Genomic DNA, 20,252 nt, shown 5'->3' with positions numbered 1-20,252 from the left:
CGCACCGCCGGCGCCGCGGCCGCGGTGTCAGTCGATGCTCGGACGCAGCAGTCGCATGCCGCTCACGGCCACCGGCACCAGCAGCACGACGACGGCCACGATGATCGCGGTGATGCCGATCGGCGTGCTCTGCGGGGAGCCCGAGAAGCGCTCGACCGCGAGCCAGCCGAGACCCCAGGCCAGGGCCAGGGCCGGGGCCACGCGCCAGGAGCTGCGCCACGCGATGGCGAGCCCGATGAGGGCCACCACGATCAGAACGGTGATGCCGATGGCATCCGCCCCCTGCTCCCAGCTCGGCGGGACCACGGTGGTGAGCCAAGCGGCCGTGTTCGCGACGGTGGCGAGGGTGACCCAGCCCAGGTGAAGGCCCGTGACGCCGTCGATCAGCACGGAATCGACCACTCCGCCGCGGGGCTCGCGCGTGGCGACGGCCACGCGGAAGGTCCACCCGAGGGCGGCGAGCAGCAGCACGATCACGACGACCGTGAGGAACAGCGTGCCGAAGCGCGCGGTGACCAGCCACAGCCCGTTCAGCGTCATGGTGAGGGCGATGAGCCAGCCGAGCGCCCGCTGGCGCGGATTCGCGCGCTGGCGGGGGAGGGCCTGCCAGATCGCGTAGACGATCAGTCCGAGGTAGATGAGCGACCAGATCGAGAAGGCGGGGCCGGCGGGGGCGAGATACGAACCGTCGGTGTCGAGTGCGCCGCCCTGCTGGTCCTCGACGGCGGAGTTGCCGAAGGCCCCGGCTCCGATGACCGCCGCGATGAGCATGAACGACAGCGCGGAGAGGACGACGATCTGGCGTGCGAGGTCGACCCCGCGTGTTGGTGTGGAGGCGTTCATGTCTAGAAGACTAGATAAGCTAGCGAGTTTTACGCATCGGGCTTGACATCACGGCATCCGGTATCGACGCGGGGCGGCACGGCTCGACCACGCGGAACGGGATGCCGAGGGGCTCGGGTGCGGCCGGGTCAGGCCGAGACGACGCGGGCGGCGAAAGAACGCAGCAGCCGGGTGGGCTGCTCGACCGAGGCGGTGCGCACGTGCGCCGACACCTCGTCGAAGGCGTCGGCGTCGAAATAGCCCGCATCGCGGTACACGACCATGCGCGCCACGAAAGCGTCGGCCGTGGGCTCGGGGTGGAACTGCGTCGCCCACAGCCCCGCGCCCGCGCGGTAGGCCTGCACGGGGCAGGCGTCGTTCTCGGCGAGCAGAGTGGCGGTGGGCGGCACGCTCGCGGTGCCCTCTTTGTGGGCGGTCAAGGCCTCGAACCGCGGACTCAGGATGCCGAAGAGTTCGTCGTCGCGACCGGCCGCGGTCAGGGTGATGTCGGTCGGTCCGGTGCCCTCGGGGTGCATCAGCGTGACCTCCCCGCCGAGCAGGCGCGTGACCACTCCGATGCCGAAGCAGGTGAACAGCGCGTTCGTACGCCCCTCGATCGCCGTCGCGGCCAGACGCTCGAGGTCGCGTTCGAGCCGGCGCTGCGCGTCGGTCTTGTCGGGGTCGGTGACGTTGAAGGGGCTGCCGCCCACGACCACGGCAGCGAAGCGGTCGAGGTCGTCGGGCAGGGGATGACGCACCAGGTCGTGGTGGATGAGGTCGTCGTCGCCGACGCCCAGGCCGTCGCGGAACGACGCCCACTCGGCCACAGCCGCCGTGCGCTGCGGCCGGGCGCAGACGTAGAGCAGGCGTGCGGTCATCCCGAAATTGTATGCGGGTGAGTGCGCGTCGGGCAGGCCCTGGACATACGGCGACACGCGGTGGCGGTGCCCTCGCGCGTCAGCCGCCGGCCGGCGACGTGACGGGTCGGGTCAGTGCGGGCACCGCGTCGACCCGGATCCGCACGCGGTCGCCGGGCGTGAGACGCACCTCGGCGGGGTGCTGCACGTGCACGCCCGTCCCGTCGTCCACGCGCAGCATCGAGCGCCGCATGCTCCCGAGGAACGTGCTGGATTCCACGACCGCGTCGACGCCGGAGTCGCCGGGCGACACCACGCGCACGTTCTCGGGGCGCACGAACACCTCGCACGGGCCGTCGGGGGCGGGGGCGAGCAGCGGCAGCCGCTGACCCCAGACCGACACCGTCCCCGCGGAGACGATCCCGGGCACCACGCTCGACGCTCCCACGAACGCCGCGACCTCGGCGCCGGCGGGCCGCGAGTAGAGGTCTTCGGGGCTCCCCACCTGCAGGATGCGACCGGCGCCCATCACGGCGACCCGGTCCGACACCGCCAGGGCCTCCTCCTGGTCGTGCGTGACGAAGACGGTCGTGGTGCCCAGCCGCAGCTGGATGCGCCGGATCTCGTCGCGCAGCTGCACCCGCACCTTGGCGTCGAGGGCCGAGAGGGGCTCGTCGAGCAGCAGCACGCGCGGCTCGGTCACCAGAGCGCGGGCGAGGGCCACGCGCTGCTGCTGACCGCCCGAGAGCTGGTGGGCGTATCGATCGCCGAGGTGGCCGAGCCCGACGAGGTCGAGGGCATCGCCCGCGCGCCGGCGGGCCTCGGTCGCGCCGACCCCGCGGCGGCGCAGTCCGAACGCTGTGTTGTCGAGCACCCGCAGGTGCGGGAACAGGGAGTACGACTGGAACACCATGCCGATGTCGCGCTTGTTCGTGGGCACGCGCGACACGTCGCGCCCGCCGATGCGCACCTCGCCGCCGTCGGCGTGCTCGAGTCCCGCGAGCACGCGCAACGCCGTGGTCTTGCCGCAGCCCGAGGGCCCGAGCAGCGAGACGAACTCCCCGGGGGCGACGTCGAGGTCGACGCCGTGCAGCACGCGGGTGGATCCGTACTCCTTGAGGACGCCGCGCAGCTCGACCCCCGCGCGGGTGCCGGTGGCGAGGCTGCTCGCGGCGGCGTCGGGGAGCGCGCGGATGGGGGTGTCGGCGGCGGTCATGGGGTCTTCCTTCCGGCGCCGATGCGTCCGACGCGGCCGATGACGAGGAGCAGCACGAACGCGAACGCCAGTGCGAGCAGGGTGAAGATGGCGGCGACCCAGCCGTCTTGCTTGTTGACGACCACGAGGGCCGTCTGCAGGGTCTGACGGTTCAGCAGCGAGGCGATCGTGAACTCGCCCAGCACCACCGCCACCGAGATGAGCGCGGCGGCGAGCAGGCCCTGCCGCAGATTCGGCACGATCACGCGCAGCAGCACGGAACCCCAGCCGGCGCCGAGGGTGCGCGCGGCCTCGGCGAGGGTCGTGACGTCGATGGCGTCGATCGAGGCCTGGATCGAGCGGTAGGCGAAGGGGAGCACGAGGATGCCGTACGCGAAAGCGAGCGTCCAGGCCCCGGTCCCGAGCGTGCGACCGATCTGCAGATAGATGGGGGTCAGCCCCACCACGAGCACGATCGCGGGCAGCGAGATCGGCAGCAGGGCGACGAACTCGAAGACGCGTCGCAGGCGGGGGAACGCGATCGCCACCAGCACCATGGTCGGGGTGAACAGCCCCACCACCAGCAGCACGGTCACCCCCGCGAGGAGCAGGGAGTTGCCGAGGCCCGTCCAGACGGGGCGGTACTTGGCGGCGTTGGCGGGGTCGAACAGGCCGGCCCACCGGTCGAGAGAGAGGCCCGAGCCGCCCGGCAGCGGGGTCAGGGTGAAGAGCACCGTGGCCACGAAGGGGACGGCGAACACCACGCCGACGACGAGGCCGATGATCACGCGCACCGCGCGCGGGGGAGCGAGGGGGTTCACGACTGCCACCTCGCCGCACGACGCTGGACGAGCGAGTACAGCGCCATCGCGATGGCCACGACCACGATCATGCCGAGCGCGAGGGCGCCCGCGAGGTTCTCGCGCCCGAGGACCGTCTCGCTGGTCAACGCGGTGCGGATCTGCAGCGGGACGATCTGCGACCCCTGGCTGGCGAGGGCGGCAGCGGTCGCGTACGACGAGAAGGCGTTGGCGAACAGCAGCAGCAGGCTCGCCAGGAACGAGGGGGCGAGCACCGGCATCCCCACGTGTCGCCAGAAGCCGGCGCGGGTTCCGCCGAGGGTCAGGTGCGCCTCCACCCACTGCGGCTTCAGCGCGGCGAGGGCGGGCATGAACGTGATGATCATGAGCGGCACCTGGAAGATGAGGTAGGCCAGCGCGACGCCCGGCAGGTCGTACAACCACACGCCGTTCTCGTAGAACGCGATGCCGGTCAGCTGCCGCACGAACACCGTCACCACTCCCTGCGCCCCGATCGCGGCGATGAGCACGAAGGCGAGCATGACGCCGCCGAACTGGGCGAGGACTCCGGATGCCGCGTCGACGGCCGTGCGGATCGCCCCCGTCTCGGGAAGCCCCAGCAGGGCCAGGCACACCAGCGCTCCCACGATCGCCCCCACGATCGCGGTGACGAGCGACAGCGCCGTGGAGTTGACGAAGGTCGTCACCACCAGCGGGTCGCCCAGAGCGGCGAGGTTGGCGAGGGTGAACGCCCCGTCGCCGTCGACGAACCCCGACGCCACGGCGAGCACCGTGGGCAGGGCCAGGAACAGCGCGACATAGGCGACGAAGGGGAGCAGCCCCAGCCAGGCCCAGCTGCGGCGCGCCGCACCCCGCGGCGCCGGAGCGGAGGGCTCCGGCGCCGCGGGGGCGACGACCTGGTGAAGGACCGTCACTGCAGCGCCGTCGCCCACTTCTGCCCGAGCGTCTCACCGGCGGCCGTGGACTGCGCCTCGGTGGGCACGACGGTGTCGTCGGGGGCGGCGGGCAGGGCTGCGGCGAGCGTCGCGTCGATCGTGCCGGCCGAGGTCATGGCCTCCATGCGGGCCGGACGCGCGCCGCCCTTGAGCCACAGGTTCTGCACGTCGTCGCTGTACAGGAACTCCTGCCACAGACGCGCTGCGGCCGGGTTCGGCGCATCTTTGTTGATGGCCTGGTTGTAGTAGCCGGCGTAACCGGTGCCGGGGAGCACGACGGTCTTCCAGGTGGGAACGGCCGAGGCCTGGGCGGCGTTGAGGTAGTCCCAGTCGAAGACGACCGGGGTCTCGCCGCTGGCGATGGTGGCGTCGGTCGGGTCGACCTTGAGGAAGTTCCCGGCGGCGTTGAGCTGGCCGAAGAAGTCGATGCCGGGCGTGAAGTCGTCGAGCGTTCCCTTCTGCTGAACCGTCGCCAGGCCCACGGCCGCGAAGGCCGAGCCCGCCTGCGTCGGGTCGCCGTTGATGGCCACGGCGCCCTTGTAGGCCGGTTTGAGCAGGTCGCTCAGCTGGCTGGGCGCGGGGAAGCGGGCGGAGTCGTAGCCGACCGACATGTACCCGCCGTAGTCGCCGACGAACAGGCCCGAGCTCTCTTTCAGCGCGTCGGGGATCTCATCGAAGGTCGCGACCTTGTAGGCGGCGAAGGAGTCGGTGTTCTGCAGGGCGACGGCGAGACCGAGGTCGAAGACGTCGGGGGCGGTGTCGAGGCCCTGGTTGGCCGTTGCCGCCTGGATCTCCTCGGCGCTGGACACGTCGGGCGACTGCTCGTTGATCGTGATCTCGGGGTACCGCTCGGCGAACAGGTCGAGGATCTCGCCGTAGTTGGCCCACGTGCGCGGCAGCGCGATGACGTTGAGCTGGCCCTCGGCCTTCGCGGCCGCCTCGAGGTCGGTGAGGGTTCCGAAATCGGCGAGGCTCGTGGCCGTGGCGGCGTCGACGCCACCCTCGGACGAGGAGGCGGAGCTGCCGCCGGCGCACCCGGCGAGCGACAGAGCCGCGACCGTGACGAGGGCGATACCGGCGATGGACCGGCCGGGGGAAAGGCGCGGGAATGACATGGATTTCCTCTCGTGTCTCTCGGGGGATCGACGGGGACGCCGATACGAGACGGAGGAAAGCTATGGGCGCCCCGTGACCATTCGGAGCGGGACGGGTGAACTCGGCTCATCCGCCGTCGAAACGGATGGGGGACGAGGTGAGGGCGTGGGGCGGTGCTCAGCGGGAGGAACGCGTCGCGCGACGGCGCACCAGCGCGGCGCCCAGTGCGAGGGCGGCGATCGCCCCGAGCGCGGCCGCCGACGAGAGCTCCCCACCGGAGCGGGCGAGTTCCCCGCCCGTGGCCGCCGTGGGGGAGGGGACAGGGTCCGCCAGCGAGAAGCTCGGTGCGACCGCGCCGATCGCCACCGGCCACCGGGCGTCCGCGAGGTAGGCGTCGAGGAAGGGCGCCCGTTCCCCGGCGGTCGGCACATCGGCCGACGTGCCCTGCGCGTGCAGGGTCAGGGTGCCGCCGTCGATCGTGACGGTGCTGTCGCGCGGGGAGGGCCGCCAGAGGAGGGAGTCCGTCGTCCCCACCGTCAGCAGCGCGGCGTGCCCCGGGGACAGCGTCCAGTCGATGGCGCGAAGGGTCACGAATGTCGTGCCGCCGGCATCCACCGGGGTGAGGCTCTCATCGATGAGGGTCGGGATGCCGTCGGCGCCGACGTCCCACAGCCGCACGTGCGCCGCGCCCTCGCCGCGGGTGTGGAGCACCACCGCGGCGCTGCCGGTCAGGCGCGTCTCCTCGGCGACGGGGACCGACAGCGTCTGCGAGGCGCCGAGGGTCTCGGCGGTTCGCGGCGCCGTTCCGAAGAACGACCCGTCGCCGTCGTCGCCGTCGGGCAGGGCGCCGGCGCCCTCGCCCGTGTCGACGTACTGCGCGGGGGCGAGGGCGGACGTGACCTCGCGCGTCGCCCCCGGCCACTCCGCCTGGGTCCGCCAGCGTCCGAGGTTGTCCTGCAGGGCGAACGACGGCGCGGCGCCCTGCTGGTCGCGGAGGTGGGCGTCGAAGAACGCGCGCACCTCGCCGAACCAGTCGGCGCGCCCCATCTGCAGGCGACCGGCGGAGTCGACGTCGTTTCCGGCGACGTGGTCCCACGGCCCCGCCCAGGCCGACACCGGCCCTTCCAGGCCGTCGATGAGGTCGACCAGTCCGTCGGCGCGGGTGTTGCGCTCGGTCCAACCCTGGGTGAACAGCAGCGGCACCGTCGACCCCTCCGCCCGGCTCGCGAGATCGCGCGCGACCCATTCGGGTGACGTGCGCTCGGCGACGAGGGTGTCGGAGAGCAGTGACGTCGCGCACTCGGGGTGACGCTTCTCGTACGCGGCGTTGTCGCGGTAGCGGTCGGTGTCGGGCGGGATCACGAGGCCGTCGACGTGTCCCGGGGTCGCGATGCCGGGAAGGGCGGCCATCTGCAGGTACGCCTCGGGCGTGGCCCGGTTGTTCTCGGTCGGGATGCCGTTCTCCCACAGGTACGAGTACGGATCCCACACCGGTTCCTGACTGACGACGGCGGCGAGGCCGGCGGGACGCGCGGCCACACCCATCAGGCCCGTCATCGCGTCATAGGACTTCCCGTACATCCCGACCCTGCCCGTCGACCAGGCGGCGCTCGCCGCCCACTCGACGGCCGCCGTCACGTCGGCCTGCTCACCCGGACCGGCGAAGTCGAGGCACCCGGTGCTGCCGCCGAAGCCGCGCAGGTCGACGAAGACCACCGTGTACCCGGCGGCCAAGAGGTCGCCCTGATCGATGAGCGCTCGATGGCGCTGCGTCGGACCGGTGAAGGGCCGGTGCTCGTCGCTGGCGGCGCCGCTGTGCGAGAAGTAGGGACCGATCGAGAGGATGACGGGGGTGCGCGCATCCGGAGGCAGGTGCGCCGGCCGCAGCACGTCGGCGTGCAGCTCGACGGGGTCGCCATCGGTGGAGGCGGCGGGCGAGGGCAGGTACTGCTCGGTCCACACGGCCCCCTCGGGGACGGAGGGGTTCTGCGCGTGCGTGACGCCGGAGGCCACGTCCGAGGCGGAGGTCGTCGTCGTCGGCGCCGCCGGGGCGATGGATGCCGCGGGTGTCGGCGCGATGTCGAGGTCGGGGGTCGCCGCGGACGCACCGCCCGCCCAGAGCAGCGCCATCACGACGCTCGAGGTGACGATGAGTCCGGCCGTTCGACCCCGCATTTCCCACTCCCTTTTTCCCCCGCAGGTTACCGCGCGGCGGACGCGGGACGATCACGGGAGATGTCGGGCGCGAGGGCTCGATGCGTCTCGAGCGGATGCGAGACCGCGAGCGGCCTCGGCTCAGCGGGAGGAACGCGCCGTGCGGCCCCGCACGACGCCCACGAACGCCTCGACATCGGGCGTCGTGTTCTCCCGCAGCCAGGCCAGCGCGACCGTGGACACGGGTCCGTCCTGCAGGACCCGGTACTCCACGTCGCGACGACGGTGCGCGCGAGCGAGGGACATCGGCACGATCACCACACCCACGCCGGTGGCGACGGTGGCGATCGCCTGGGCGGTGTCGCCCGGGGGCGCGAACGCGGGGGGCACGGCATCCGGGACGATGACGTGCAAGACGTCATCGGCCGCGGCGATCACCACCTGCCCCGCGAGGTCGGCCAGTGCGAGCTCGTCGGCGGCGGTGAGCTCGGAATCCGTGGACATCACCACGACCGGCTGCTCCTCGTAGAGCTCGATCACGTGCAGGTCCTCGGATGCCGCCAGAGGCAGGCGCACCAGGGCGGCATCGAGGTCGTCGATGGCCGCGCGCTGGTGCTCGACCGTGATCTCTCGAAGCTCCAGCGAGACGTGGGGCATGCGTTCACGCCACAGATCGATCCACTTGCCGGGCGTCGCGCCGGGGACGGCGCCCAGGACGAAGGTGCGCGGCTCCTCCCGAGGGGGCGGGGTCGGGCGGGCGACGCTCTTCTTCGCGGGTCGTGCGCGGCCCGCGGCGACGGGACGGGCGGGTCCGCCGCGCCGGGGCGCGCCGCCGCGTCCCCGAGAGCCCTTGCCGTTCACCATGACTCCAGGCTAGCCGCGGGAGTAACGTGAGAGCATGATCGGCATCCTGGCGCTCGTCGTCGCGGGACTCGCGGCCCTGCTGCACGTGTACATCTTCGTGCTCGAGAGCGTGCGCTGGACGAACCCCCGTACGCGGAAGGTCTTCGGCATTCCCGACCAGCAGACCGCCGAGATCACGAAGTCGATGGCCTACAACCAGGGCTTCTACAACCTGTTCCTGGCGATCGGCGCGATCATCGGGATCATCGTCTGGGTCGTCAGCGGAATCGGCGACCCGGTCGGACGCACCCTGCTGGCCTTCTCGCTCGGCTCGATGCTGGCCGCGGCCCTGGTGCTCGTGAGCACGGGCCGCAAGAACCTGCGCCCCGCGGTGATGCAGGGCACCCTGCCTCTCATCGGGCTCGTGCTGACGTTCCTCGCCTGAGCTCTCGCCCGCACGGAGCCGACGGCGGCCGCGCCCGTCGGGCACACGAAAACCCGCACGCTCCGAAGAGTCGTGCGGGTCGTGGATGCCGATGAAACGGCGGAGTCAGGCGGCCAGGCGCAGCCCCCGACGGTCGGTGGCGACGGCTTCGCCGTCGTTGATGATCTCGTCGTCGCCGATCAGCGAGCCGGTGGCGATGCGGGCGTTGTGGCCCACCTGCGTTCGCACGCCGATGTGAGCACCCGCGCCGATCACCGCGCCCGCGCAGATGTGCGCGTGCGGCTCGATGTGCGCCTCGGGTCCGATGACGGCGTCGGACTCGATCCAGACCCCGCGACCGACGCGAACGCCCGCGGCGATCTGCACGCCGGGTTCGACGTAGGCACCGTTCTCGACAAGCGCCGACGGGTGGACCTTCGCGCCGTGCGCGACGAGTCCGCGACCGTTGACGTGCTTGCGGTAACGCAGCGTCTCGCCATGGTCGTTTTCGATGTCGATGTAGTTCTTACCCACGATCCCCTCCGGACGGCTATCGGGTCAGCCGACATGTATGACAACGGGTGCAGAATCGGCTTCATTCCCTCGAATGCTTCTTCGTCGCCCGTGCCATGATCGGTTTGCTCGACGTCGAGAGAAAGTGCGGCACGGTTCCCGGCGTCGGTGTCTTCCCCCGTTCTCCCACGGGGAAGCGAAAGGCGAGGGCGGGTTGACACGCGGGGCGTGCGGGTGGGGTGACGTGGCGTCGGCGTGCGCGGGTCGGTCCGCTCCGCTGCGTCACGCGGCGGGACACCTCACCCGGGCTGGCAGGTGGGGCACCAGTACACGTTTCGCTCGCTGGTGGACGAGGCGCCGAGGCTCGTGGCGCGGATGGGCGTGCCGCAGCGCCGGCACGGGGCTCCGTCGCGGCCATAGACCCAGAACCGTCGCCCGGGGCGACTGTCTCCGGTGAAGGTGCGTTCGGGGCGGGGGAGGTTGGCGCGGATCATGCGCTCGCCGAGGGCGATGGTGGCCTGCACGTCGATCTCGTTCGCCGGGGTGGTCGGCGCGATTCCGCGTACGAAGAGCAACTCGTTCGCGTAGACGTTGCCGAACCCCGCGACGTTGCGCTGGTCGAGGAGTGCGACGTGCGCGGCGCGATCGTCGGCCGCGACGCGGCGGACGGCCTCTGCCTCGTCCCAGTCATCGGCCAGCAGGTCGGGTCCGAGATGCCCGATCACGGTGTGCTCGTCGACCGTGCGGAGGACCTCGACCATCGCAAGGTCGAAGCCCACGGCATCCGCCCCACTCACCCCGACGATCGCGCGTGCCTTGAAGGCTTGACGTCGCCACCGTTCGCCGGGGCGGTAGACGTCCCACCGGCCCTCCATCTTGAGGTGGGAGTGCAGCGTGTAGCCGCCGATGCGGTGCAGCAGGTGCTTGCCGCGCGCGGCGACCTCGTGCACGGTCTCACCGCGCAGATCGGCGGTCGCGCTGCCGGGCACGCGGATGTCGAACCGCGTGACGACCTTGCCGGTCAGGGCCGCCGACAGCTTGGCGGCGGCGCGGTAGACGGTGTCGCCCTCAGGCACGGTGCGCTCCCGGGTCGTGGGGCGTGGAGGGGTTCGCCCGGGTCTGGGTCTGGGCCGAGGACGCCGCGTCGTCGGTCGCGCCGGATCCGCGTTCGGGCCGGCGCGGCCGGACGAACGGCGCGGGCGACGTCGGTGTGGGGGCGGTGCGGGTCACCGGCCCGCCGCGCTCACGCACGAGCGGCCTCGCGAATGGCGTCGCCGGCGGTCAGTTTGCGCAGGGTCAGCCCCTTCGGGGACTCGACGAACCCCGCTTCGCGGAGAGCGCGTCCGACCGCGGTGCCGTACACGAACTCGCCGTTGACCTGCTCGACCGTGAGGGTCTCGAGGCGCCGTCTCTTCGCCGTCTCGGCGAGGTCACGTGTCGCGGCCTGCAGCTGCGCCTCGTCGTCGGTGAAAGCCAGCGCGCTACGGCCGCCACGCTCGAGGTACAGCGTCAGGTCGCCGTCGACGAGCACGACGAGTCCGCCGGCTTTGCGTCCGGGGCGGTGCGTGACGCCCTCGATCGACGGCCACCCGAGGGCCGCGCCGTACGGATTGGCCGGGTCGGTGGCGGCGAGGGTGATCGTGCGTCGCGGTGGGGGGTCGGCGACCGCCGCGAACTCGCGCAGACGGTCGACGGTGGCGGAGGCGGCGAACTGCGCCGCCCCGAGCTTCTCGATGACGTACCCGCGGCGGCAGTGGCCCGCCTCTTCGAAGCCCGCCAGGATGCGGTACACCTGCGCGAAACCGCCGGGGACGCCCTCGGACTGCACCGCTCCTCGCGTGACGACGCCGTACCGATCGAGCAGCAGGCTCGCGGTGGCGGTGGCCCGGGCGGCGGGGTCCGGCTCGCGTTCGGGGAGCAGCGACCATCGGCCGCCCAGCGACGGCGGGCGAGGAGCCGAGGTTGCGCGCGGCATCGTCGCGCCCCGGTACATGCGTGCGCGCGGAGCCCGACGGGCGACGCGGTGGGACTGCCCGCCGCCGCTCAACAGGGTGCGCACCGGCGCGAAGGTGTCGTTCGTGACGCGTCCCGCCCAGGTGAGGGCCCACAGGGCGTCGTTCACCGACTGCTCGTTCTCGGCGCCGGCCAGCTGCCTGAGCTGACCGGCGAAGTATGCGCCCCCGCCGTCGAGGGCACCGAGGATCCGCGCCTCCAACGAATCGGGGGCCGGATCGTCGGCGTCATCCGGGTCTTGACGCGTGAAGGGGGCGGCCTCCGCCGGGTGCAGGGCGATCCAGCCGTCGCGGCCGGGCAGGGTGCCGTGTCCCGACCAGACGACCTCGCCCGTCGCGGTCAGCTCGTCGAGCAGGGCGGGGGAGTAGTCGGCGACGCGTGACGGCAGCACCAAGGATTCCCACGCGCTCGCGGGGAGGGGAACACCCGCGAGTTGCTCGATCACCGCGAGCACGCCGTCGATGCCCTCGAGCGGGCGGCCGAGGTGCTGCCAGACCGGCAGGAACCGCGCGTAGGCGGCGGGGGGAACGGGTTCCACGCTGCCGCGGATCGCCGCCAGCGAGCGCATGCGCAACCGGCGCAGCACTTCGACGTCGCACCACTCGGTGGCGTCGCCGCGGTTCCCACCCGACGCCTCGGGAAGGAAGAAGCCGCTCGCGAGGCGCCCCTGCGACTCGAGGCGCTGCAGCGTCAGTCGCGCGACCGCGATCCCCACGCCCAGGCGAGCGGCCACCGCGTCGGTGGTGAACGGCGCGTGCGTGCGCGCGTATCGGGCGACCAGGTCGCCGAGCGGGTCGGCCAGGGGCTCGAGGAAGGCGTTCGGGATGCCGACGGGAAGTGCGGCGCCCAGCGCGTCGCGCAGACGCCCGGCGTCTTCGATACCGGCGACCCGAGCGACGCCCGCGATCGTCAGGCGGATCGCGCGGCGGTCGTCGACGAGGGTCGCGAGGTGGCGTTCCGCCTCGGCCAGGGCGTCGGTCTCGGCGTCCAGTCGTGCGGCCACCTCGCTCGCGTCGAGCGGGCCGAGGATGCGCAGCAGGTCGGCGACGCCCTCGACGCCTTTCGCGCGACGGTCGGGGTCGAGCCGCTGGGCCTCGCGCTCGAACTGGGCGATGACGTCGGGGTCGAGGAGCTCGCGCATCTCGACCTTGCCGAGCAACTCGCTCAGCAGAGCAGGGTCGACCGACAGCGCGGCGGCGCGGCGCTCGGCGAGGGGCGAATCGCCCTCGTACATGAACGCCCCGACGTACCCGAAGAGCAGATCGCGGGCGTACGGCGAGGGCTGCGAGGTCGTGATCTCGACGAGGCGGATGCGCCGTTCGCCGATCTGCCGGGTCAGGCGCAGCAGCGCGGGAAGGTCGTAGACGTCTTGCAGCACCTCGCGGAGCGTCTCGAGGATGATCGGGAAAGCCGGGTGGCGCTTCGCGACCTCGAGCAGCTGAGCCGAGCGTTGGCGCTGCTGCCACAGGGGGGAGCGACGGTTCGGATTCAGTCGGGGCAGGAGCAGGGCGCGTGCCGCGCACTCGCGGAAGCGCGAGGCGAACAGCGACGAGCCGCCCACTTCGTCGGTGACGATCTGCTCGAGCTCGTCGGGCTCGAAGACGAAGAGGTCGGCCCCGGGCGGTTCGGCGGCGGCATCCGGAACCCTCGCGATGATGCCGTCATCGCTCGCGACGGCGGCCCCCTCGACGCCCAGGCGCTCGCGGATGCGGGCGTTCACCGCGAGGGCCCACGGGGAGTGCACCTGCATGCCGTACGGGGAATGCAGGATGATGCGCCAGTCGCCGACCTCGTCGCGGCTGCGCTCGACGGTGAGCGTGCGGTCGGTGGGCAGGCTGCCGGTGGCTTCGCGCTGTTCGGCCAGGTAGGCGAGCAGGTTGGAGATGGCGTTGTCGTCGAGACCGGATTCGCGCAGGCGCTTCTCGGCCTTGGACCGGTCGCCCCCCGCCAGCTCTCTCGAGAAGGCGCCGAGTGCCTCACCCAGCTCGGCGGGGCGGCCGATGCCGTCGCCGTGCCAGAAGGGCAGCTTGCCCGGTTGGCCGAAGGCGGGTACGACGTTCACCCGGTCGTGCGTGATCTCGACGATGCGCCAGCTGGTCGTGCCCAGGGTGAAGACGTCGTTGACGCGCGACTCGTAGACCATCTCTTCGTCGAGCTCGCCCACGCGGGCGTTCTGCGACTCGCCCGCGACGAAGACTCCGAAGAGGCCGCGGTCGGGGATCGTGCCGCCGCTGGTGACCGCCACCCGCTGCGCGCCCGGCCGACCGGTCAGCGTGCCCGCGTCGCGGTCCCACACCAGGCGTGGGCGCAGCTCGGCGAACTCGTCGGACGGATACCGCCCGGCCAGCAGGTCGAGGGTGGCCTCGTACGCCGAGCGGGGGAGGGATCGGAACGGCGCGCTGCGCTTGACGGTCTCGAACCACTCCTCGACGTCGATCGAGCCGAGGGCTGAGGCGGCGACCGTCTGCTGCGCGAGGATGTCGAGCGGGTTCTGCGGCACCGAGATGGCCTCGATGCGCCCCGCCAGCATGCGCTCGGTCACGACGGCCGTGTGCAGCACGTCGCTGCGGTGCTTGGGGAACAGTGCCGCGCGGCTCACCTCGCCCACCTGGTGGCCCGCGCGTCCGACGCGCTGCAGCCCGGAGGCCGCGCTCGGGGGCGACTCCACCTGGATGACGAGGTCGACCGCGCCCATGTCGATGCCGAGCTCGAGGCTGCTGGTCGCGACGACGCAGCGCAGGACGCCCGACTTCAGTTCGTCTTCGACCTGGGCGCGCTGCTCCTTCGAGACCGAGCCGTGGTGGGCCTTCGCGAGGATCGCGGCGACGCCCGCCGACGAGCCGGCCTGCGCCATTTGCGCCGCCGGCACGGTCGGATCGGGTACCTCGATGCCGACCCGCTCGGCGTAGATCTCGTTCAAGCGCCCGGTGAGCCGCTCGGCCAGGCGGCGGGAGTTCGAGAAGACGATGGTCGACCGCCGCTCGAGGATGCGGTCGACGATGGCCTCTTCGACGTGCGGCCAGACCGACCCGGCCATCTCGGTACTCTCGGGGCGATCCGAGAACCATTCGCCGTCTGCGGCCTCGTCGGGGGCGGGGCTGCCCGGCGGCGGAGGCGGGTTGAGCATGTCTTCGATGGGCACGACGACCGACAGATCGAACGCCTTGGTGGCTTTGGGGGCCACGATGTCGACCGGTTGCGCACCGCCGAGGAACCGCGCGACCTCGTCGATGGGTCGAACGGTCGCCGACAGGCCGATCCGCTGCGCGGGCTTGTCGAGCAGCGCGTCGAGGCGCTCGAGACTCACGGCCAGGTGGGCGCCGCGCTTGGTCGCGGCGACCGCGTGCACCTCGTCGATGATGACCGTGCGCACGCCGCGCAGGGTCTCTGCCGCCTGGCTGGTCAGCATCAGATACAACGACTCGGGGGTCGTGATGAGGATGTCGGGCGGGGCGGTGACGAGCTTGCGGCGGTCGCTGGAGCTCGTGTCTCCGGAGCGCACGCCCACGGTGACGGACGGCACCTCGATGCCCAGCCGGCGAGCGGACTGACCGATGCCGACGAGCGGCGAGCGGAGGTTGCGCTCGACGTCGACGCCGAGCGCCTTCAGCGGCGAGATGTAGAGGACGCGGGTGGTGGTCGGTGGGGTCTTCGCGAGGGTGGTCTTCGCGGCGCCGCGCGGACGACGCGGCGGGGGAGCGGCCTCGGGCCCGTCGGGAGCCTTTTCGCGGAAGATGCGGTCGATCGCGAAGAGGAACGCCGAGAGCGTCTTGCCCGAGCCGGTGGGGGCGACCACGAGCGCGTTGCGCCCCGACGACACGGACTCCCACGCGCCCTTCTGCGCGTTGGTCGGAGCGGGGAACGCACCGCGGAACCAGTCCCGCGTGGCGGGCCCGAATCTGTCGAGTACGTCAGCCATGCCGCCATCCTCTCTCGGACCTCCGACATCGGGTCGGGGTTGACGTTCGCCCGTCGCGGAACGGCCGCTGCCCTCGGGTGTCCGTCCCGTGCTTCGCGGCCTCTCGACCGAACGATCGACCCCTGTCGTCACCCCTCGGTCGGGGTGCCCCCCTCGGCCAGACGCGCCTCGAGGAACGCGCGCACGTCGTCGAGTTCGTCCTGCGAGACCGAGTGGGTCAGCCCGGGGTAGACGCGACCGCTCAGCTCGCTGTGGGCCGGCAACCACTGGGCCGTCATGTCGACGAGGTGCGCGGGGATGACGTCGTCGCGCGAACCGCGTCCCCAGAACACGGGCGGTCGCCGCTCGGCCAGCACGGCGTCGCCCGGCAGCTCGCCGGCGGCGGCGTACCCGGCCAGCACGACGGTGAAGGCCACCGCGTCGGGGTCGACGCGCAGGGTCTGCACCGCGACGGCGCCGCCCTGCGAGAACCCCAGCAAACCGACCGGCCACGGCCCGACCTCTTTGCGGATCCAGGACAGCAGCCCCTCGGCGGCGCGCGTGATCGCGACGGGGTCGCGGCCGTCGAGACCCTCGATCGGGTACCACGACGCCCCGGGGGTGGGCCACGGCGGGGTGAGCGGCGCGCGCACGCTGGCCATCACGAAGTCGGCGGGCAGTTGCGGCACGAGCCCGAAGAGGTCGTGCTCGTCGGACGCGTAGCCGTGCAGCAGTAGGAGCACCGGCCGATCCCCGCGTTCCTCCGGCGGCGCGGACCAGCGCACGAGGGTGGAGTCGAGGGGAGGATGGGTGCTCATGCGGCCCATTGTCGCAAAGGCCTCCGACATCCGCTGTGGGCGAAGACACGCGGCATCCGGGGCGGACGGTTGATATACAAGGATCATGCCCGTACGCACCCCCGACCCCGATTCCGGCGACAACGGCGACGAGAACGAATCGTTGTCGGCGTCCTTCTCGGGCGCCCCGGGGGGCCCGAACCCCAACCCGGGGTGGTTGAGCGAGGTGGAGCTGGCCGAGGCCCGCCGCCGCCTGCCGATGCTGTACGTCGAGGCGCTCCCCGTGCGCACCGACGGCATGGGGGCCGTCACCCAGGTCGGCATCCTGCTGCGGGCGACGCCTCTCGGCGAGATGACCCGCACGCTCGTGTCGGGGCGCGTGCGCTACGGCGAGACCGTGCGCGACGCACTGTTCCGCCACCTCGAGAACGACCTCGGCCCCATGGCCTTTCCCTCCCTGCCCCCGTCGCCGACGCCGTTCACCGTCGCCGAGTACTTCCCGATCCCAGGCGTCAGCGCGTTCCACGACGATCGCCAGCACGCCGTCGCGCTCGCCTTCGTGGTCCCCGTCACGGGAACATGCGAACCGCGTCAGGACGCCCTCGAAGTGACGTGGCTGTCGCCGCAGGAAGCGGCATCCGAGGCCCTCTCCGACGAGATGGAGGGCGGGCGGGGCACGCTCATCCGCCTGGCGCTCGCCTCGGTCGGCGCGCTGCGCTGATCCCCTCGCGGATGCCGTTCCGCGGCCTGGCGGCGGTGGCGTCGGTCCTCGACGTTGCCGGTGTCGGAGGTCGTCCCTAGGGTCGGAGGATGCCGCATCCTCCCCTCGAACCCCTGTCCCTTCCGCTCGACCGCGCCGGCTGGTTGAGCTTCGCCGGGGAGCGCCCGGCCGAGCGTCTCGCCCGCGTGGCCGAGATCGACCGCCGTCTCGTCGCCGAGACGGCGCTGACCACGAGCGAGCGCCTCGACCTCTGGAACGACGCCGACATCGCGCTCGCCGAGGCCGCCGCGCCGTCGCACCTGCTCAGCGAGTGCCACCCCGACTCCGACGTGCGCGCCGCCGCCGAGGCGCAGGCCCAGGCGATCGACGCGGCGCAGGCGCGCCGGCTGCTCGATCGCGACCTGTGGCACGTGTTCTCCGACGCCGACGCCGCGGGCCTCGACCCCGCGCAGCAGCGCCTGCTCGACCACCTCCGGCGCGATTTCCGCCGCGGTGGTGTCGACCTCGACGACGCGGGCCGCGCGCGCGTGCAGGAGCTCGCCGACCGCGACACCGCTCTGTCGCAGACGTTCTCGCGCCACATCCGCGAAGGACGCCGCGAGATCCGCGTCCCGGCCGCCTCGCTCGACGGACTCCCGGCCGATTTCCTGGCCGAGCACCCCGCCGACGACGAGGCCATGGTGACGCTGACCACCGAGTACACCGACCTCATGCCGGTGCGCGAGTACGCCCGCGACATCTCTGTGCGTCACGCCCTCGTCGGGGCCTACAACGATCTGGCGTGGCCCGAGAACGAGGCCGTGCTCGCCGATCTGCTCGCCGTCCGTGCCGAGCGGGCCGCCCTCCTCGGCTACGGCGACTGGGCCGATTACGAGACCGAGACGCGCATGATCGGGTCGAGCGCCGAGGTGCGCGCGTTCCTCGATCGGGTGGCCGAGGCCGTCGCCCCCGCTGCCGCGTCCGAGTACGCCCGCGTGCTCGAGCGCCTCCGCCGCGACGAGCCCGACGCCACCGAGGTCACGATCGCCGACTTCTGGTATCTGCTCAGCGCGCTCAAGCGCGAGGAGTACGACGTCGATGCACAGCTCGTCCGTTCGTACTTCCGCTTCGATCGCGTGCTCGACGGCGTCCTCGCCACGACGGCGCGACTTCTCGACGTCGAGTACGTCCCCGTCGACGCGCCTTCGTGGCACGACGACGTGCGCACCTACGACGTCGTCCGCGCGGGCGAGCGGCTCGGCCGCATCCACCTCGACCTGCATCCTCGCGACGGCAAGTACAACCACGCCGCGTGCTTCGGGCTCGTGCCCGGCATCACGGGGCACGCGCTGCCCGAGGGGGCGCTGCTGTGCAACTTCTCGCGCGGTCTGCTCGAGCACGACGAGGTCGTCACCTTCTTCCACGAGTTCGGTCACCTCGTGCACGACATCCTCGGCGGTCATCACCGCTGGGCGTCGTTCACGGGGATCGCGACCGAGTGGGACTTCGTCGAGGCACCGAGTCAGCTGCTCGAGGAATGGGCGTGGGATGCCGAGGTCCTGGCATCGTTCGCGGTGAACGACGAGGGCCGGGCCATTCCCGCCGACCTCGTCGCGCGCATGCGCACCGCCGACGCGTTCGGCCGCGCCCTCGAGGTGACCCGGCAGCTCGGACACGCCACGACGTCGTACCGCCTGCACGTCGAGCGTCCGACCGACCTTCAGGCTGCGGTCGACGGCTACTACCGGTCGGCGAGCCCGGTCACGCCCCTCGCCGGGTCGCACTCGTACGCCGGCTTCGGCCATCTCACGGGCTACGGCGCCTGCTACTACACCTACCAGTGGAGCCTCGTTATCGCGCGCGACCTGCTGTCGGCCTTCGCCGGCGACCTGTTCGACGTCGAGACGGCGCTCCGCTACCGGCGCGAGATCCTGGAGCCCGGCGGAACCCGCGACGCGCGCGACCTGGTCGAGGCCTTCCTGGGCCGCGAGAGCACGTTCGACGCCTACCGCGACTGGCTGGCGGGGGCGTGATGCGGTGAGGGCCACGGCATCCTGGATCGGATGCCGCGGCCCTCACTGCAGTCGGGGTCAGGCCGTCGTCTCGCGGGCGATCGCGGCGACGAACGCGTCGATGTCCTCGGCGGTGGTGTCGAACGAGCACATCCAGCGCACCTCGCGGCGCAGCTCGTCCCAATCGTAGAAGCGGAAGCTCTGGCGGAGGCGGTCGGCGACACCGGCCGGCAGTGTCGCGAAGACACCGTTCGCCTGCGTCGGCTGGGTGAACTGCACGCCCTGGATCGAACCGTCGGCGAGCCCCGCTTCGACGCCGGCGCGCAGGCGCTGCGCCATCGCGTTGGAGTGGCGGGCGTTGCGCAGCCACAGGTCGTCCTCGAGCAGAGCCACCAGCTGTGCCGAGACGAAGCGCATCTTGCTCGACAGCTGCATGTCGAGCTTTCGCAGGTAGGTCAGGCCGGTCGAGGCCGCCGGATCGAGAACGACGATGGCTTCGCCGATCATCGCTCCGTTCTTGGTCCCGCCGAAGCTCAGCACGTCGACGCCGGCATCGCGGGTGAACGCCCGCAGCGGCACGTCGAGGGCCGCGGCGGCGTTGGAGATCCGCGCGCCGTCCATGTGCAGGCGCATGCCGTGCCCGTGTGCGTGAGCGGCCAGCGCGCTGATCTCGTCGACGGTGTACAGGGTGCCGAGCTCGGTCGACTGGGTGATCGAGACCACGAGCGGCTGGGCGCGGTGCTCGTCGCCCCAGCCCCAGGCTTCGCGGTCGACCAGTTCGGGGGTGAGCTTGCCGTCGTCGGTGGGGACGGTCAGCAGCTTGATCCCGCCGACGCGCTCGGGGGCGCCGCCCTCGTCGACGTTGATGTGCGCGGTGGATGCCGTGATCACGGCGCCCCAGCGGGGGAGCATCGACTGCAGCCCGACGACGTTGGCGCCCGTGCCGTTGAAGACCGGGTAGGCCTCGACGCCGTCGCCGAGCAGGCCGATGAACAGCTCCTGCAGGCGGGCGGTGTAGACGTCTTCGCCATAGGCCACCTGGTGGCCCTCGTTGGCCGCGGTGATCGCGGTGAGGACGTCGGGGTGGATGCCGGAGTAGTTGTCGGAGGCGAAGCCGCGCACCGATGCGTCGTGGAGGGGAGTCACCGCTCCAGCGTAACGACCAGGGGGCCA

General features: G+C 72.1%; 16 protein-coding genes. 3 read left to right on the top strand and 13 right to left on the bottom strand.

Annotated features, from left to right (window positions below; all coding sequences use genetic code 11):
- Nucleotides 1-27 precede the first annotated feature (27 nt).
- The 8 genes from BJP65_RS06795 to BJP65_RS06760 form a co-directional block, all read right to left on the bottom strand.
- Nucleotides 28-843 carry a tryptophan-rich sensory protein gene (locus BJP65_RS06795; RefSeq protein WP_070408635.1) on the bottom strand — a complete coding sequence of 272 codons (816 nt, stop codon included), beginning with the start codon at nt 841-843 and terminating at the stop codon, nt 28-30.
- A gap of 128 nt (nt 844-971) precedes the next feature.
- Entirely contained in the window at nt 972-1,700 is a 729-nt protein-coding gene (locus tag BJP65_RS06790) for a GMP synthase (protein ID WP_070408634.1), read from the bottom strand.
- A 79-nt stretch (nt 1,701-1,779) separates the two neighbouring features.
- Nucleotides 1,780-2,895 carry an ABC transporter ATP-binding protein gene (locus BJP65_RS06785; RefSeq protein ID WP_070408633.1) on the bottom strand — a complete coding sequence of 372 codons (1,116 nt, stop codon included), beginning with the start codon at nt 2,893-2,895 and terminating at the stop codon, nt 1,780-1,782.
- A complete protein-coding gene (locus BJP65_RS06780; RefSeq protein ID WP_070408632.1) occupies nt 2,892-3,695 on the bottom strand; it encodes an ABC transporter permease in 804 nt (267 codons plus the stop codon). Before BJP65_RS06780 ends, BJP65_RS06785 begins: the two co-directional genes overlap by 4 nt.
- Entirely contained in the window at nt 3,692-4,609 is a 918-nt protein-coding gene (locus tag BJP65_RS06775) for an ABC transporter permease subunit (RefSeq protein WP_070408631.1), read from the bottom strand. The genes BJP65_RS06780 and BJP65_RS06775 overlap by 4 nt, the downstream gene beginning before the upstream one ends.
- Entirely contained in the window at nt 4,606-5,745 is a 1,140-nt protein-coding gene (locus tag BJP65_RS06770) for an ABC transporter substrate-binding protein (protein ID WP_055833486.1), read from the bottom strand. Before BJP65_RS06770 ends, BJP65_RS06775 begins: the two co-directional genes overlap by 4 nt.
- A gap of 157 nt (nt 5,746-5,902) precedes the next feature.
- Nucleotides 5,903-7,900, bottom strand: coding sequence for a CocE/NonD family hydrolase (locus BJP65_RS06765; RefSeq protein WP_070408630.1), 1,998 nt, complete (start codon nt 7,898-7,900; stop codon nt 5,903-5,905).
- A gap of 120 nt (nt 7,901-8,020) precedes the next feature.
- Nucleotides 8,021-8,743, bottom strand: coding sequence for a LysR family substrate-binding domain-containing protein (locus BJP65_RS06760; protein WP_083285752.1), 723 nt, complete (start codon nt 8,741-8,743; stop codon nt 8,021-8,023).
- A gap of 34 nt (nt 8,744-8,777) precedes the next feature.
- Between BJP65_RS06760 and BJP65_RS06755 the strand changes: the two genes are divergently transcribed.
- Complete coding sequence (locus BJP65_RS06755; protein WP_055833494.1) at nt 8,778-9,167, top strand: DUF1304 domain-containing protein; 390 nt, start codon at nt 8,778-8,780, stop codon at nt 9,165-9,167.
- A gap of 105 nt (nt 9,168-9,272) precedes the next feature.
- Here BJP65_RS06755 and BJP65_RS06750 read toward each other — a convergent pair whose 3' ends face one another.
- The 4 genes from BJP65_RS06750 to BJP65_RS06730 all read right to left on the bottom strand — a co-directional run bounded on the left by BJP65_RS06750 (nt 9,273) and on the right by BJP65_RS06730 (nt 16,388).
- Nucleotides 9,273-9,680, bottom strand: coding sequence for a transferase (locus BJP65_RS06750; RefSeq protein WP_055833497.1), 408 nt, complete (start codon nt 9,678-9,680; stop codon nt 9,273-9,275).
- 278 nt (nt 9,681-9,958) lie between these two features.
- On the bottom strand, nt 9,959-10,735 hold the full coding sequence (locus BJP65_RS06745; RefSeq protein WP_070408629.1) for a DNA-formamidopyrimidine glycosylase family protein: 777 nt from the start codon (nt 10,733-10,735) through the stop codon (nt 9,959-9,961).
- Between the two features lie 167 nt (nt 10,736-10,902).
- Nucleotides 10,903-15,591, bottom strand: coding sequence for an ATP-dependent helicase (locus BJP65_RS06735; protein ID WP_070408627.1), 4,689 nt, complete (start codon nt 15,589-15,591; stop codon nt 10,903-10,905).
- 128 nt (nt 15,592-15,719) lie between these two features.
- Complete coding sequence (locus BJP65_RS06730; RefSeq protein WP_070409882.1) at nt 15,720-16,388, bottom strand: alpha/beta hydrolase; 669 nt, start codon at nt 16,386-16,388, stop codon at nt 15,720-15,722.
- An 85-nt stretch (nt 16,389-16,473) separates the two neighbouring features.
- Between BJP65_RS06730 and BJP65_RS06725 the strand changes: the two genes are divergently transcribed.
- Both BJP65_RS06725 and BJP65_RS06720 read left to right on the top strand, forming a co-directional pair.
- Nucleotides 16,474-17,088: an NUDIX hydrolase family protein gene (locus BJP65_RS06725; RefSeq protein ID WP_070408626.1), complete on the top strand. Its 615-nt coding sequence runs from the start codon at nt 16,474-16,476 to the stop codon at nt 17,086-17,088.
- Nucleotides 17,089-17,177: 89 nt separating this feature from the next.
- The gene (locus BJP65_RS06720; RefSeq protein WP_070408625.1) at nt 17,178-19,100 is read left to right on the top strand and encodes a M3 family metallopeptidase; all 1,923 of its coding nucleotides are present in this window, start codon (nt 17,178-17,180) and stop codon (nt 19,098-19,100) included.
- 57 nt (nt 19,101-19,157) lie between these two features.
- Here BJP65_RS06720 and BJP65_RS06715 read toward each other — a convergent pair whose 3' ends face one another.
- On the bottom strand, nt 19,158-20,225 hold the full coding sequence (locus BJP65_RS06715; RefSeq protein ID WP_070408624.1) for a low specificity L-threonine aldolase: 1,068 nt from the start codon (nt 20,223-20,225) through the stop codon (nt 19,158-19,160).
- Nucleotides 20,226-20,252 lie beyond the last annotated feature (27 nt).

It is taken from the genome of Microbacterium sp. BH-3-3-3 (assembly GCF_001792815.1).
GTDB lineage: Bacteria > Actinomycetota > Actinomycetes > Actinomycetales > Microbacteriaceae > Microbacterium.
This window is presented reverse-complemented; position numbering and strand designations above follow the sequence as displayed.